This is a genomic window from Candidatus Jettenia sp. AMX1 (genome assembly GCF_030263775.1).
Lineage (GTDB): Bacteria > Planctomycetota > Brocadiia > Brocadiales > Brocadiaceae > Jettenia > Jettenia caeni.
Genome location: NZ_SZPP01000010.1, coordinates 50545 through 65712 on the forward strand (window position 1 = coordinate 50545; position 15168 = coordinate 65712).

Annotated in this window: 11 protein-coding genes; 9 read left to right on the forward strand and 2 right to left on the reverse strand. The window is 38.8% G+C overall.

Translation table 11 applies throughout. The features are described 5' to 3' along the window. Positions 1–308: 308 nt before the first annotated feature. Positions 309–2357, reverse strand: coding sequence for a squalene--hopene cyclase (gene shc, locus FBQ94_RS03720; RefSeq protein ID WP_007220779.1), 2049 nt, complete (start codon positions 2355–2357; stop codon positions 309–311). A 184-nt stretch (positions 2358–2541) separates the two neighbouring features. Here shc and FBQ94_RS03725 point away from each other — a divergent pair, with 184 nt between their 5' ends. Then, positions 2542–3477 carry a histone deacetylase family protein gene (locus tag FBQ94_RS03725; RefSeq protein ID WP_007220780.1) on the forward strand — a complete coding sequence of 312 codons (936 nt, stop codon included), beginning with the start codon at positions 2542–2544 and terminating at the stop codon, positions 3475–3477. Here FBQ94_RS03725 and rpsT read toward each other — a convergent pair whose 3' ends face one another. Continuing rightward, positions 3478–3762, reverse strand: a complete 285-nt coding sequence (rpsT, locus tag FBQ94_RS03730) for a 30S ribosomal protein S20 (protein ID WP_007220781.1) — start codon at positions 3760–3762, stop codon at positions 3478–3480. Positions 3763–4037: 275 nt separating this feature from the next. Between rpsT and def the strand changes: the two genes are divergently transcribed. The 8 genes from def to FBQ94_RS03770 form a co-directional block, all read left to right on the forward strand. Continuing rightward, positions 4038–4550, forward strand: coding sequence for a peptide deformylase (gene def / locus FBQ94_RS03735; RefSeq protein ID WP_007220782.1), 513 nt, complete (start codon positions 4038–4040; stop codon positions 4548–4550). 57 nt (positions 4551–4607) lie between these two features. After that, positions 4608–5570: a methionyl-tRNA formyltransferase gene (fmt, locus tag FBQ94_RS03740; RefSeq protein ID WP_040543541.1), complete on the forward strand. Its 963-nt coding sequence runs from the start codon at positions 4608–4610 to the stop codon at positions 5568–5570. 175 nt (positions 5571–5745) lie between these two features. Next, positions 5746–6189, forward strand: coding sequence for a DUF116 domain-containing protein (locus FBQ94_RS03745; RefSeq protein WP_007220784.1), 444 nt, complete (start codon positions 5746–5748; stop codon positions 6187–6189). A 598-nt stretch (positions 6190–6787) separates the two neighbouring features. Next, positions 6788–7297 carry a transcriptional regulator NrdR gene (gene nrdR, locus FBQ94_RS03750; protein ID WP_051006152.1) on the forward strand — a complete coding sequence of 170 codons (510 nt, stop codon included), beginning with the start codon at positions 6788–6790 and terminating at the stop codon, positions 7295–7297. A gap of 15 nt (positions 7298–7312) precedes the next feature. After that, a complete protein-coding gene (gene nrdD / locus FBQ94_RS03755) occupies positions 7313–9754 on the forward strand; it encodes an anaerobic ribonucleoside-triphosphate reductase (RefSeq protein ID WP_007220787.1) in 2442 nt (813 codons plus the stop codon). A 127-nt stretch (positions 9755–9881) separates the two neighbouring features. Next, positions 9882–10616 (forward strand): anaerobic ribonucleoside-triphosphate reductase activating protein, encoded by a 735-nt coding sequence (locus FBQ94_RS03760; RefSeq protein WP_007220788.1) that lies wholly within the window; start codon positions 9882–9884, stop codon positions 10614–10616. Positions 10617–10940: 324 nt separating this feature from the next. Further along, complete coding sequence (gene smc, locus FBQ94_RS03765) at positions 10941–14564, forward strand: chromosome segregation protein SMC (protein WP_007220789.1); 3624 nt, start codon at positions 10941–10943, stop codon at positions 14562–14564. Between the two features lie 328 nt (positions 14565–14892). After that, on the forward strand, positions 14893–15168 hold a 276-nt coding region (locus tag FBQ94_RS03770), incomplete at its 3' end, for a DNA methyltransferase (protein ID WP_285441988.1).

Consider the following 15168-nt stretch of genomic DNA (forward strand, 5'->3'; position numbering starts at 1 on the left):
GATTCTGTATCATTTCATGACTCAGAATAACCGTAGTTCTATGAAAATATGTCTCTATTTTAATCATACGTAGGGCAAACCTTTAGGTTTGCACTTTTGCTCCCCGGGCTACACATGTGCAAGGCTAAAGCCCTTTGCCCTACTTATAGTATCAAATAGATGAAACCGGACGGAATATAATGAAACCAAATACAATGAGTCATGATTTGATTGTGCCATCACGGACAAACGAGTTTGTCCGTGCCACCCTATCAGAAATACGTTCGGTTTCATATCTTGAGTACTATAATTATTGTATATTTCCTGCGCTATAATTTTTGGATAAGATTTCGATATCTGCTTAATGCTAATAAAGGAAAATAGTTCCGATACATATGATATTTTAAGTAAAAAACTTTCGGAAAACCAGTTGCTGTAAATTCAGTTTCATCCCAACTTCCGTCCTCTTTCTGCCCGTTTAAGAGAAATTTTATTCCCCTTTCTACGGCATCTGATTTTATCTCATTGACTGCAAAGAATGCTAATAATGCCCATGCCGTTTGTGATGGTGTACTCTTACCAATTGCCTTAAGGGATGGGTCATCGTACGATTTTATAGTTTCACCCCACCCTCCGTCTGAGTTTTGAGATTTTCTCAGCCACTCAACAGCCTTTTTGATGTATGGCTTGTCCATATCCTCTCCAGCGGTTGAGAGTCCGGAAAGTACAGACCACGTGCCGTAGATATAGTTTGCACCCCAACGCCCAAACCAGGATCCGTCTTTTTCTTGCTCTTTTTGAAGAAATTCTATGGCTGATCGAATATTGGTGTAGGTGTTGCTAAATCCTACCCGGCCCAAAAATTCCAGACATCGGCCTGTTACATCACTGGTGCTTGGGTCTAATAATGCATTGAAATCAGCAAAAGGTATATGATTTAAAATCGCCTTATTGTTATTACGGTCAAATGCTCCCCATCCGCCATCATCACATTGCATAGCCTGAAGCCACTTTAATCCGCGTAAAAAGGTTCTTTCTTTATGCGCACTTTCCGGTAATGATACTCGTTGCAATGCCATAAGTACAGCAGCGCTATCGTCCGTGTCGGGATAAAATTCGTTTGCATATTGGAAGTACCAGCCACTCGGCTCTTCTACCTTGCACTTTAAAGTCCAATCCCCGAAATTCCTGACTTCTTTACTCAGGAGCCACCGCCCTGCTTTTTGTAATGATGGATGGGTATTGGGAATTCCTGACTCGTGAAGTGCTATAATCGCCCACGCTGTATCCCAAACAGGTGATACACATGGTTGCAAATAAAGCCTGTCTGTTTCATAAATAATCAGATTCTCCACCTCTTTCAATTGACTTAGCAATGCGGGGTGATCTTCCGGATAGTTAAGACATTTCATCGCAAAAATAGAATTGATAATTCCCGGCCATATAGCTCCTAGCCCACCAGAATTATCCATATGATCCAGCATCCATTTTTCCGCCTTTTTCAGGGCTATCTGCCTGATGAACTTAATAGGCTGCTGTTCGTATCTTCTAAAGATGCTATCGGCATCAATAAAGAAATTATGCCAACACCATCCTGATTGATTTCTCTTTATTCGGTAAACCACTTTATTGCGTGGGATGAGATAAAGTTCGCTCAGCAAATCATCGTCTACCGGAATATGTGGTTTTTTTGCAATAGCAATAGAAAGGGGGACAACAATGCACCTCGACCAATAAGACATCTCATAAATACTAAAATAAAAACCAGGGGGAAATAGTATCATTTCGGCGGGAACTGCCGGCACTGCCTGCCAATCAACTTGCCCAAACATAGCCAGGTAAATTTTCGTAAAACAATTAGCCCGCATGATACCACCCATATCCAGGATGCATTTTCTGGCTTTTTGCATAACAGATTCATTAGCAGAATATCCAGCCAGTTTTAAGGCAAAATAGGCCTTTACTGAGGCGCTGATTTCACTTGGTCCTCCATAATAGATATTCCAACCGCCATCAGGAAGTTGATGATCGAGGATTAGTCTTGCAGCTTTTTTTTGCTTCTCATGGTCTACTTTAGCAAGGAAATGCATCAGCATGATATAATCTGATGTTAAGGTGGTATCCGCCTCTAAGATTCCTACCCAGTGTCCATCAGTTTTGTTTTGTTCTCTAAGAATATATTGTTGCGATCTTTGTATAGCGCTATCTAACGGATTTTTTGTTGATAGAGTAGATGCAGGGACACCGGGAAATGTATTTTCAAATATTAATTTGTGTTTCGGTAATTCCGAAATAAGGTGTTTTCCATTGCCATTTCCGTTGGATTTATGAATACCCGTTTCTAATCGTTCAAAAAGATTAACTAAGAAATTTCTCATATTTTAGAAACTCCTAACAATACTCATAATATCAATTTATTGCCATCTTGATAAATATTAAATAGGTAATTGGACTTAGGTTAAGCAAATATTGAAGGCAACAAAATAACAGATTTGTAAATCAATTTCAAGAAAAACTTGCCTTAGCTCTTAGCTTTTTATAGTATCTAATGAGGTAATTTATATGACAATACTCATGTATGACAATATCTTCTTAAAGCACGATACAGGACATGGGCATCCTGAGAATGCCAAAAGGCTTGAAAATACTGTAAAGCACCTTAAAGCAACCGGGCTTTGGGACCAATTAAGAGTAGAAAAATCTCGTGCTGCTTCTTTAGAAGAAATAGGTCTTATCCATACAGAAAATTATATTCAAGCTATTAAACACATTGCAAATACTGGCGGTGGCCAATTGGATAGTGATACTATAATTTCCGCAGCATCGTATGATGCTGCTGTTCATGCTGTAGGAGCGCCATTAGCAGCTATAGATTTTATTATGAAAGGCGAAGAGAAAAACGCCTTTTGTCTTATACGTCCACCAGGACATCATGCCACACCTGCAAGGGGCATGGGCTTTTGCCTCTTTAATAATGTAGCTGTTGCTGCGAAATATATTCAATCCAAGTATAAATTAGAAAGGATCTTTATCATTGATTGGGATGTACATCACGGTAATGGTACCCAGGATGCATTTTTCAATGATCCAACGATTTTATATTTTTCTATGCACCGATATCCTTTTTACCCTGGTTCAGGGAGAAAAGAAGAAAGTGGCTGGGACAAGGGTGAAGGATTTACAATAAATGTGCCTGTTCCAGCGAATATACCATCTCAAAGGTATATTGAATTATTTACCGATGTTATAAAACAAAATGCAGATCAATTCATTCCTGAATTTATTATTATTTCAGCAGGATTTGATACCTATAAAAAAGATCCCATTGGGGGACTGAACCTCGATAGGGAAGATTTTAGGATATTAACAGAGATTGTTATAAGAACCGCACAAAAATATTGTAACGGTAGACTTGTATCATGCCTTGAGGGTGGTTATAATTTCTCGGATCTGCCTTTATGCATAGAAGCTCACCTCAAGGCACTGCTGCAGGGGTGATTAAGCTTTTTGTTGTGAAGCAGCTTTTATCTGGTTAAGCTTTTTTGTTAGTTTTGATTTTTTTCTGTTGGCAGTATTTTTGCGCAAAATTCCTTTTGCAACGCTTTTGTCCAATTTTTTTACTGTTAATCGAAGCTCTGCTGCCGCTGTTTCTGTATTTCCTTCTTTTAGCAAACTTAAAAATTTCTTTACTTGAGTTTTTAAAACAGATTTATGTGTTTTATTTCTCAAATTATGTTTTTTATTTTGTTTAAGCCTTTTTTTGGCAGAATTGGTTGTAGGCATTTTCTATATTACTCCCTAAACTTAAATTACTAAATTAACATTGTTCAATAGATACGTAAAGATTATCGATTTATAATTTATGTAATTTATGGTCCAAAGTCAATAGGAAAATGAAAGAGGCTTGCATTTCTTATTGTTTTTTATTATAGTGAATTTAAAGTAATTTAATAAACAATTATTTAAAATTCGTGAAAAAATCTAAGATTACAGTTATAGATACAAAAAATTTGTAATTGCTGTTATATTTGATTTAAACATAAAGAGAAAATTGGAAAATGAATATCATTGTCTACCCCGACCCTGTGCTTCGGCAAAAAGCAAAGCCATTAACGGAAATTAATAAAGAGGTATATCAAAAAGTGGAAGAGATGATGGAGTTAATGTGCCAGGCTAATGGAGTTGGACTGGCTGCTCCACAGGTAGGATGGTCTGTCCGCCTTTTTATTATCGATGTAAATGATAGCAGGTGTGAGGATAAAGTATTTATCAATCCAACCATTATAGAAGAAACAGGGGAATTGAGTAAAGAAGAAGGTTGTTTAAGTTTACCGGGTATTATGAGTAAGGTTATTCGAGCTCAAAGAATTAAAGCACGAGCTTATAATCTTAAAGGACAAAAAATAGAAATAGAGGCAGAAGGGCTTGCTGCACGGGCCTGGCAGCATGAGATTGACCATCTTAATGGTTGCCTCTTCATTGATAAGATAAGTCCTGCAAATCATTTATCTATATCCCAACAATTAAAAGAGTTCGAGCGGTCCTATAGCGATATAAAAGCTTCTGTGTAATCAGCATTTTGCGATAAGTATAAAACAAACCATAAATACAGGTTGATTTATTAAAGAATGAATGTGGTCTTTGTGGGAACTCCTGAATTTGCAGTTCCTAGTTTAAGCTCGCTGGCAATGTCCGCGCACAAAATTATCGCAGTTGTTACACAGCCGGATAGACCAAAAGGAAGAAGTAAAATGCCAAGCCCTCCACCAGTAAAGGAGGCAGCGCTTAAACTGGGATTAAAAATTTTACAACCTGTCAATATCAATAACGAAGAAGTTGTGAAACAACTTCAATATTTTTCACCAGACTGTATCGTTGTTGTTGCATTTGGACAATTTTTATCTCATTCAATCCTCCGGATTCCGAGATATCAATGTATTAATATCCATGCCTCTTTACTTCCTAAATTTCGTGGAGCAGCTCCCATTCATCATGCGATTATTTGCGGTGAGAAGATTACTGGTGTCACTGCTGTAGTTATGACAGCCAAGATGGATGCCGGTGATATTATTGTTCAAAAGGCAACACCAATATTTCCTGATGAAAATGCAGAAGAGCTTGGAAAAAGGCTTGCCTCTATGGGTGCAGAATTATTAATTGAAGCGCTCAATCTCATAGAAACAGGAAAAGTAACCTACACAGAACAAGATGAGATAAGAGTGAGTTTTGCCCCTAAATTGGAAAAAGAAGATGGGTTGATTTCCTGGTCGCAGGAAACAGAAAAAATTTACAATCGGATACGCGGCATGACTCCGTCACCGGGGGCTTATACCTATTATTATAGGAAAAATAGCTCTCAAGAAAAGAAAAGGATTATTATCTTAAAAACACAAATTCATCATGGATCAGAAATCAAAACATCCCTTAGCCCTGGTACATTCGTTGAGATTGCTTCATGTGGAATCCATGTAGCTACCGCGGATGGTTTTCTTTGTATTACACGATTACAACCTGAGGGTAAACGTGACATGGATGTGCAAGAGTATGCACGCGGCCATAAAATAGCAGTTAACGATATGTTTATATCATAAACACACGTGTATAGAAAGTAAAGACATCATAGGTAATATGTCATGTATAGTTCTAAAAGAGTTTTACGTTTCATTATACTATCCTAATATATTTGCTTAATACATTATCATTGCAGAAAAAATTATTTAGCTTCTCTTTGATCAGCTTAACTCCTCTTACTTAAAGGCAGGTACTATGGAATTTATTGATAAAAAGGTTGTTTCTATTAATAACCTTATGTTGAAGTTTCGTAAAAAGAAGTGTACTCCAAAGAATTTATTAATTTTATTTCCCCACTGTATCCAGAATTCCCAGTGTAAGCAAAATGTTAAAAATGACTTGAGCGAATGTAAGCGTTGTGGGAAATGTAAAATTAAGGATTTATTAGAATTTTCTGAAAAGTATGGAGTAAATATATGCCTGGCTACAGGAGGGCGTGTTGCTCTTCAAAAGGTTATGGCTGAAGATATACATGGAGTAATAGCCATTGCCTGCGAAAAAGAACTGAGAACGGGTTTGATGGCAGCTATGTCTAAGGCCATATTTGCGGTACCGAACTTAAGGCCTCATGGATATTGTAAAGATACTGATGTATATCTGGATGAGGTAAGAGAAGCGATTGAGCAATTCCTTCAATGAGGCAGATATTCGTTATGAGAGTGTATTCATGTTTTAAGAGCACTTGATGAAAAAGTTAGCTTATCGGGCGGGTACAGTTAAATTTACCAATGCAGTTCTTCGATCTACAGAAAGAAGCATATTAAGATAAATCTGAACAGAACAGGGCTTATTGATTACCGGAAGGCCCTTTACAGAGGAAAGAATGCATGATGCACTTTTTACAATACCTCATCTTGTCTGGTTCTATAAAATAAACCTTTTCCTCCCTGATAATTAATGATAGTCCTTTTGAATGGCTGGTAAAATGCCGGATTAACAAGTATAGGAAGAAAAAGGCTGTTGAAGTTTGTAAAACAAACAATCTTGCCCTAAGAGTATTTCCCCGCATTAAGTATAAAAAATCTCCCCACCAAAATATAGTATCTTACTCAATAAGATACTATTTACTTCAGGGAAAAATCCAGAGAATGAGAAGTATTTTTTTCTTTTTTTAAGAATCCTCTTGACTGTCTATATGTGGTATGGTATATAATCAACCTATCAATATATATAATATTTTTAAGCGAATAGGATTTAAAAATAGCTTAATTTCATGTATTCTTTATGGTAGGGTTATATGCAATGTTTATTCTGCAAAGTAGATAACGACAAGGTTATTAATTCTCGTACGTCTTTGGATGGATTGAGTATTAAGCGAAGACGAGAGTGCTTGAGTTGCGGGCGTCGGTATACAACGTATGAGCGGATTGAGGAAAATCCGCTGCGAGTGGTTAAAAAAGATGGAAGGCGTGAGGTTTTTGATCGCAAAAAGATTCTCTCCGGATTATTGAAGGCATGTGAAAAAAGACCTGTATCAACAGATACTTTAGAAAATACTGTAAATGAAATTGAACGGGATATTTATAACAAATTTGATCGGGAAGTAGACTCCAGTTTTATAGGGTCGCTGGTAATGCAAAAATTGAGAATTCTGGATATGGTCGCTTACGTGAGATTTGCATCTGTATACAGGGAATTTAAAGATATATCGGAATTCATAGACGAATTGAAACCATTTATGAGTACTATTAAAAAGAAAAAGGAAGATGAAAATGGCAATGTACGAGGCGCATCTGTTAAACATTAGGCTGGAGGAAGTGGGATGAACACAACAATAGAGAACATCGTAAAACGTGATGGAAGATTAGTACCTTTTAATGAGAAAAAGATTGCTGATGCAATATTTAGGGCTGCATTGGCGGTGGGAGGCGAGGACCGTGCCTTAGCTGATGAACTGGCAGTTGTTGTTACTATGTTTTTGGAAAAGAAATATGCAGGGCAAACCCCCGGCATTGAAGATATACAGGATATTGTGGAGAAGGTGCTTATCGAGACGGGACATGCCAAGACAGCCAAGGCTTACATTCTCTATCGTGATAAAAGGGCGAGGGTACGCGAATCCCTTCGTGTGCGGAAACAAAGTAAGAAGCGGGCTGATACAACTGATGTCTCTCTGATGGTAAATACAGAAACAAAGGATGAAACATTTCCGTGGGATAAAAGAAAAATTGCAGATGCCCTGCTCAAGGAAGCTGATATGTCGGAAGAGGCATCAGGTGAAATTGCGAGTGCCGTAGAACAGAGAGTTTTTTCCTCAGGATTAAACCGTATTTCGACATCTCTTATACGAGAACTTGTGGATAATGAACTCTTTGAAAGAGGGTATAACAAGAAACTCGAAAAACAAGTCGTGATTGGTATGCCTAAGTACGATCTTGATGAATTAATTATGTCGAAAAATAAGGAAAACAGTAATATCGCAACGAATAATCCGGAGGCAATTAACCTTGCAATTGCTGAAAATACATTAAAACAATTTGCCCTGCAGGAGGTATTTTCAAAGGACGTTGCAGATGCTCACCTCAACGGGATGGTACATATTCACGATCTGGGTTATCCAACACGGGTGTATTGTTCCTCTCACTCTCTGGAATATTTGAAAAAATATGGGCTGACGCTTCAGAATTTAGATACCGAATCTGCACCTGCAAAGCATGCACGTACTTTGACCGGGCATTTGAATACGTTCCTGGCTTCTATGCAGGCTTACTACGCCGGTGCTCTCGGAGTAGGATATGTCAATATTATGTATGCCCCTTATCTGGAAGGGATGAGCTATAAAGAGATGAAGCAAGAGGCTCAGCACCTTATCTTCAGTTGTTCCCAAAGTGCTTTTTCCCGCGGAGGCCAGACTTTATTCCTGGATTTCAATATTCATACCGGTGTTCCAAGGTACTTAAGGAATATTCCTGCCATCGGGCCTGGTGGAAAACCTACCGGTAAAACGTATGGGGAGTATGAAGAAACAGCCAGACAATTTACTCTTGCTATGCTGGATGTATGGCGTGAAGGGGATTGCTACGGACATGTTTTTGCTTTTCCGAAGTGTGATTTTCATATTAATGAAGATACCTTTAATGATCCAAAGCAATACGAGATTTTGGAGTATACATGCCAGATTGCGAGCGAGAATGGTGTTCCGTACTTTATCTTTGACAGAGATGAGATCACACTCTCTGCTTGCTGCCGTCTACGCACTACTATTGATGATAACTATATGATCCAGCATCCAGAAAGCATGCGTTTTTGCGGATTTCAAAATATTACGATTAATCTTCCTCAAGCCTCTTATCGGGCCGGTAAAGGTAATTGGGATGCGATGTATAAAGAGATTGACAAAGCTATCGAGATTGCCGTAAAGGCACATTTGCAGAAAAAGAAGTTTGTCAAGAAGTTGATGCAGAGTCAGGAAATGCCCCTTTGGGAGATTGGTAAGAAAGCCAAGGATGGCCGCCCCTACGTGGATCTGGAAGCTTCGACATACATTGTGGGTATCTTAGGATTAAATGAATGCCTGCAATTTATGACAGGAAGGGAATTACACGAAGGTGATGACATGATCAGACAGGGACTGCGGGTGGTCTCTCATATGTATGCACGTGTTAAGGAAGCGGGAAAGAAACACAATTTAAAATTCTCTTTGGAGGAATCTCCGGCTGAAAGCGCCAGCAGAAGGCTCGCTAAGGTCGATGTAAGAAATTATCCGGAAGCGGCAGATATGGTAAAGGGAAGCATCGAAAGGGACGAGTTCTATTATACCAATAGCGTACATTTGCGTCCGGATGCCCCTGTGGATATGATAACCCGTATATTCCTGCAGAGTAAATTCCACACCATGATTGAATCAGGCGCTATTATCCATGCATTTGTTGGTGAAGAAAGACCACCAGCGTCGAGTATTATGAATCTTGTTAAAAAGACCTTTAAGAATACTCAGGCTGCCCAGGTTACAATTTCTCCTGAATTTACTATTTGCAATGATTGTAAAAAAGTTACCCAAAAGCTTACCGATATTTGTGTGCATTGCGGCTCCAGGAATGTATATGGTATTTCAAGAATTGTAGGCTATTTTAGCCGTATTAATAACTGGAATAAATCCAAGATCGGCGAACTGGCAGATAGGCACAAGGGTAACTATCAGGTTAATGATTTATTGCCTAAAGAAAGAGAAGTTTTGACAGAATCTTGCGTAACAAAATGCTAAGCTTTAACTGAGGGTTGCAATTGTGGTGAAATGGAACTGATACCCTGCCTGATGAATTCCCGGTGCAGAGTAATTAGTATTGTGGAAGAATCCAAAATAGATCAAATTTACCAGATAATATTAATGTATGGTTGTACCAATTAAAGGATTTATAGAAAATAGTCTCATTGAATGGGAAGGAAGAATTGTTTCAATAATTTTCTTACCAACCTGTAACCTGCGTTGCCATTATTGCCATGCCCCTCATTTGGTTCAAACACCAGATGAACTGGAATCCATTCCTGTTGATACTATCGTTGACAAAATACGACAAAACCTGGGATGGGTAGATGGCATTGTCATTACTGGTGGTGAGCCGACTTCACATAAGCATCTCGCTGCGCTTATTAAGGTATTAAAAGAAACAGGAATTATGGTTCGCCTGGATACGAATGGTACGAATCCCCTTGTACTTAAGGATTTAATCGACAGGGGCCTTCTGGATGGTGTAGCTATGGATATCAAGGCCCCTCTTCAAAAAGAGAAGTATGAACAAATTTCTGGTGTATCCTGTGACATTGAGGACATTAAAAAAAGCATTTGTATTATTATGGAAAGCGGTATTGAGTATGAGTTTCGCACTACCGTATGTCCGTCTCAATTGGACGGTGATGATATTGAGGATATTGCTAAAGCCATTAAGGGAGCGGAAAGATACATATTGCAATCATTCAAACCAAACCATTGTTTGGATACAAGGATGTTACAGATTATACCATATCCCGTAGAGGCACTGAGAGATTTTGCAGCAAGTGCCGGTAAGTATGTCGATTACTGTTGTGTTCGCGGTGAAGAGGGAAAGGTAGTAGCTCGGAATTGGTGATTTTATTATACCATTTGGTTCTTATGATAATTTCAGAAAGGGGGTGATTGTGTATGGCAATGAAAAAGTGTGGTACTTCAGGAAAGACAGCAAAAGCAGCAGACAAGAAGGATACAAAAAAGAAACCAACAAAGAAATAATGAATTTTTAGTACTATGGAGAAATTGGTAAGTATATATGCATAGAAAATAATAGTATGTAAATAATTTTACATGTATGTATTGAACCAAATGTATGTATAATGAAGAGGGGTGTTTTAATAAGGTATTCAAAACACCCCTCTTTTTGTATATTGTCTTTATATTTTGAAGTTACGTTACGGTTATGAAGCTTAAAAAATTAGAATTATTCGGATTTAAATCTTTTGCTGAAAAGACGGAAATTATTTTTGAAGATGGAATAACAGTTGTTGTAGGACCGAACGGGTGTGGAAAGAGCAATATCATTGATGCTGTAAAGTGGGTACTGGGGGAACAGAGCGTAAAATCGTTAAGGGGTAATGAAATGGCAGATGTGATCTTTAACGGGACTGATAAGCGTCCATCTCTTGGTTATGCAGAGGTATCCCTGACTATCCAAAATAATAAAGGACTATTACCACTCGAATATACTGAGGTTTGTATTACCCGTCGTTTATATACTTCGGGAGAATCGGAGTACCTTATTAACAAACAGGCAAGCCGGTTAAAAGATATTCGAGAGCTTTTTATAGATACGGGTTTTGGCGCGGATGCCTATTCTGTAATTGAACAAGGCAATGTGGATGCTTTGCTACGGGCGGATTCTCATGAGCGACGGGCATTATTTGAAGAGGCTGCGGGAATTAGTAAATTTAAATCACGAAAGAAAGCTGCTTTGGGTAAACTAGATCATGTTGAACAGAATCTGTTGCGGGTTGGCGATATTATTGAAGAGTTACGGAAACAACTGCGCTCGGTAAAACTCCAGGCATCCAAAGCGAGAAAATATCAGGAATATGTGGAACAACTAAAACGATTAAAGATAGGACTTTCACTGAAGAATTATCGGGAGCTTAAAGATAAGAAGATCACGGTTTCAGAACAAGTAAATCAGATCGAAGAGCAAAACCAGAGAATAGCTACCGATATCGACGAGATCGGGCCTCAAATAAACGAAATCGAAGATGTCATGAATCAATTAGAGCAACAATCAGCGCAGATGCAAACAGAGATGATAAATCTGGAGGCGCAGATATCGAAAAATCAGGATAAGATACACTACGACCACGAACGTATTAAAGAGTTAGAAATTCAGCATGAAAAGTATTACGAGCAGCAGGAAAACCTGAAAAACAAACTACATGAGACAGATAATAGAATCACAGAAACGAAAGAATTATTGACTACGTTAGAGCAGGAAATTGTTAAGTTTGTAGATGCTCAAAAGATGAAAGAAACAGCCCAAAAGCAGATTGGTCTGGAATGCGATTTGTTGTACCAGAGTATGGATGAAAAGAAATCTGAGGTTATCACCATACTTCAAAAAGAGTCTGGCCTTCAAAATGAGATTGGCAGTTTAACTACGGAAAAAGATAGTTTAAAAAGCAGAAGGATGAGGCTTTCGAAAAGACAAGAGGAAATCAGTTCATTTCTGGATACTTTGGTATCTAAACATCAGGAGAGTATGAGAGAAAAACATGCACTGATGGAGGAGTTCACCGGTTTAGAACAAAGAGTATCTTCTTCAAAAGAACGCATACAGGAATTGATGATTATGATACGTTCTTTGGATGAGCAGATTAATCAACAAAAACAACAGAAGAGCAGCAAGGTATCCCGGCACGAAGTTCTTATGGATTACGAGATGCGGTCGGAAGGTGTAGAAGCAGGCGCAAAGACTATTTTAGAAGAATCTAAAAAAGAGCAACCAACGGTAAAGGGTATACGGGGTATGGTTGGTGATCTGTTAAAGGTTGATCTGATGTATGCATTGGCTATTGAGACTGCTTTGGGTGATAGAGTGCAGGGTATTATTGTGGATACTACAGATAACGCTGTACAGGCGATTACCTTCTTACAAGAGAATCAAAAAGGCCGTGCGGTTTTTTTCCCGCTAGACAGAATAAAGAACCAATCCTCTGTTCCCGATGAAATTTTACAAAAACCAGGCGTTATCGGTGTTGCCAGTAAACTGGTAAATAGTACAGAAGAGGTTTGTAAGGCAGTTCATGGGTTTTTAAGCAATACCATTGTTGTAAAAGATCTTAACGCTGTGCTGGCGCTAACCGGTTATACCAAGGGGATTTGTTATGTAACACTTGATGGTGAATTATTAGAGCCTGAAGGTACCCTTAGCGGTGGCAAGAAACAAGGGCAGGTAGGGATTATATCGCGTAAAAGTGAATTAAAGAAAATCGAAGATGATTTGATTCAAATCCAGCAAACCCTTGAAAGATTGGAGCAAAATAAACAGAATTACAGCGATGAGCTTGCCGAACTCGAAATAGAAACATCTCAACTGGCAAAAAGATTGGATCAGGTAAATATTTCAAAAATCTCTAAAGATAATGAACTTGCGCAGAATGAACAAAAGCAAGATGAGCTTACGGAAGAGAAAAAAATCAATGAGAATGAAATAGAAGAGATAGATGTGGAAGTCGGGGGGGCTTGTGAACGGGAGGCAGCTTTACAGGACGAATTAAAGCTTCTCAACCAGCAGCATGAGCGATTGGAGCAGCAGGTTGAGGATGCGTCTATGCTGGTAAAGGAGAAAGAGCACTTAAAAAAGAATATTCAAGATGAGATAACCACCTTAAAGGTTGGCCTTGCTCAAAAACAGGAAAAACAAGATGGACTGAAAAAAAGTCTGAATAAACTTTGTGCTGAACTACAGGAAGCCCAAGAACTAATCAAGCATATTGCCCATGAGAGTCAAAGCTGTATTCAGAAAAAACTGGAGGCAGAAGAGGAAATAAGATGTCTGGGACTCCAGATACAAGAGCTTCAAGCCAGGAGAGTTGTACTGGAAGAGTCAATAGTCTCTCTGAAATCAAGACAGGAAGAACATGATCTTAAACGTATAGAACTAAAGACAGACCTTGAAGGAAAACAGACAGAACACAAACATATTGAACAGCAATCACAGGAATTACGACTGAAGGAAAATGAGTACCATATTCGTATGTCCAATCTGGAGGAGCGCGTTCGGGAAGAGTATCATCTGGAGTTATTAAATTTGGATGCTACCACCGGTGAAATCAGTTTAGAATTAAGTATATCTCAAGACCAACCTGCCAGCGCCGCCGGTTCACAAGTCGATTTCTGGAATGCAGTTTCCCAGGAAATCGAAGAATTGCAGGGAAAAATCGAAAGGTTAGGAAATGTGAACCTGGAAGCAATTAAAGAACAAGATGAACTGGAGATACGCGAAACCTTCCTGGTGAATCAGAAAGAAGATCTTGAAAAATCACATAACGCCTTGCAGGATTTGATAAAAAAAATCAACCATACCAGTCGTGAATTATTCGAGAAAACCTTTTGTGAAATTCGTCAGAATTTCCAGGTAATGTTCAGAAAACTATTTGGCGGAGGTAAAGCCGATGTAATCCTGGAGGAAAATGTGGATATATTAGAGGCGGGAATAGAGATCATGGCGCAACCACCGAATAAAGAGCTTCGCTCAATTACCCTTCTTTCAGGCGGCGAAAAGGTAATGACCACCGTTGCACTTCTTTTTGCTGTATTCCAAACCAAGCCGAGTCCTTTTTGTATTCTGGATGAAGTAGATGCAGCCCTTGACGAGAGTAACATCAATCGGTTCTCCCATGTTGTAAAGGACTTTACCAGGGATACGCAATTCCTTATAATTACCCATAACAAAGTTACCATGAGTATCGCCGACGTGATGTATGGAATTACCATGCAGGAACCGGGAGTTTCCAAAAAGGTAGCTGTTAAGTTTGAGGAAATCGAACGCAAGGTTGCTTGAAAATATCTTCACTGTACGTTTTCCTTATCGCACGGCTTGCTTTGATTTTTTTAAAAATGAGGGGTTGCTGAAGCTATCTAAGATGATTTGAAAATAGCAGAATGAAATCGGGAAACACAGAAGGGGGTCATGGAGGCGATTTGTCAATAACAAAGATTTTACCCCTACGACAGCCGACCGTAAAAAGCATGGCGGCTGATTTTTTTGTTATACCGCAATAAAGACAATGGCAAATGGTTTACGAGTAAGCTCCGGAATTCGGTATATTTGATGCATTAAAACCCAAACTGTCGCTGCAAAACCATACCACGAAAAAAATGAGAGAGAAATGATACCAGATTTTAAGATAAATGATTTACAAATATTTACAGGAGATTGCCGCAAAATCCTTCCTGCTCTCCCTGCAGAATCAGTTCAGTGTTGCGTCACTTCTCCACCATATTGGGGTCTTCGCGATTATAATCATTCCTCCCAAATTGGTGCGGAGCCGTCACCGGTTCAATATGTAAAAAGCCTTGTTGAGGTTTTTAGCGAAGTTTGGCGTGTTTTACGTAAAGATGGTACTCTTTGGTTAAACATCGGCGATGGTTATGCACGAAATGGT

Bases quoted from the DNA above. Each gene is read 5' to 3' on its own strand.
- rpsT (WP_007220781.1), bottom strand. From the start codon at position 3,762: ATGCCTACAACCAATTCTGCCAAAAAAAGGCTTAAACAAAATAAAAAA.
- nrdR (WP_051006152.1), top strand. From the start codon at position 6,788: ATGCAATGTTTATTCTGCAAAGTAGATAACGACAAGGTTATTAATTCT.
- FBQ94_RS03745 (WP_007220784.1), top strand. From the start codon at position 5,746: ATGGAATTTATTGATAAAAAGGTTGTTTCTATTAATAACCTTATGTTG.
- fmt (WP_040543541.1), top strand. From the start codon at position 4,608: ATGAATGTGGTCTTTGTGGGAACTCCTGAATTTGCAGTTCCTAGTTTA.
- nrdD (WP_007220787.1), top strand. From the start codon at position 7,313: ATGAACACAACAATAGAGAACATCGTAAAACGTGATGGAAGATTAGTA.
- FBQ94_RS03760 (WP_007220788.1), top strand. From the start codon at position 9,882: ATGGTTGTACCAATTAAAGGATTTATAGAAAATAGTCTCATTGAATGG.
- def (WP_007220782.1), top strand. From the start codon at position 4,038: ATGAATATCATTGTCTACCCCGACCCTGTGCTTCGGCAAAAAGCAAAG.
- FBQ94_RS03725 (WP_007220780.1), top strand. From the start codon at position 2,542: ATGACAATACTCATGTATGACAATATCTTCTTAAAGCACGATACAGGA.
- smc (WP_007220789.1), top strand. From the start codon at position 10,941: ATGAAGCTTAAAAAATTAGAATTATTCGGATTTAAATCTTTTGCTGAA.
- shc (WP_007220779.1), bottom strand. From the start codon at position 2,357: ATGAGAAATTTCTTAGTTAATCTTTTTGAACGATTAGAAACGGGTATT.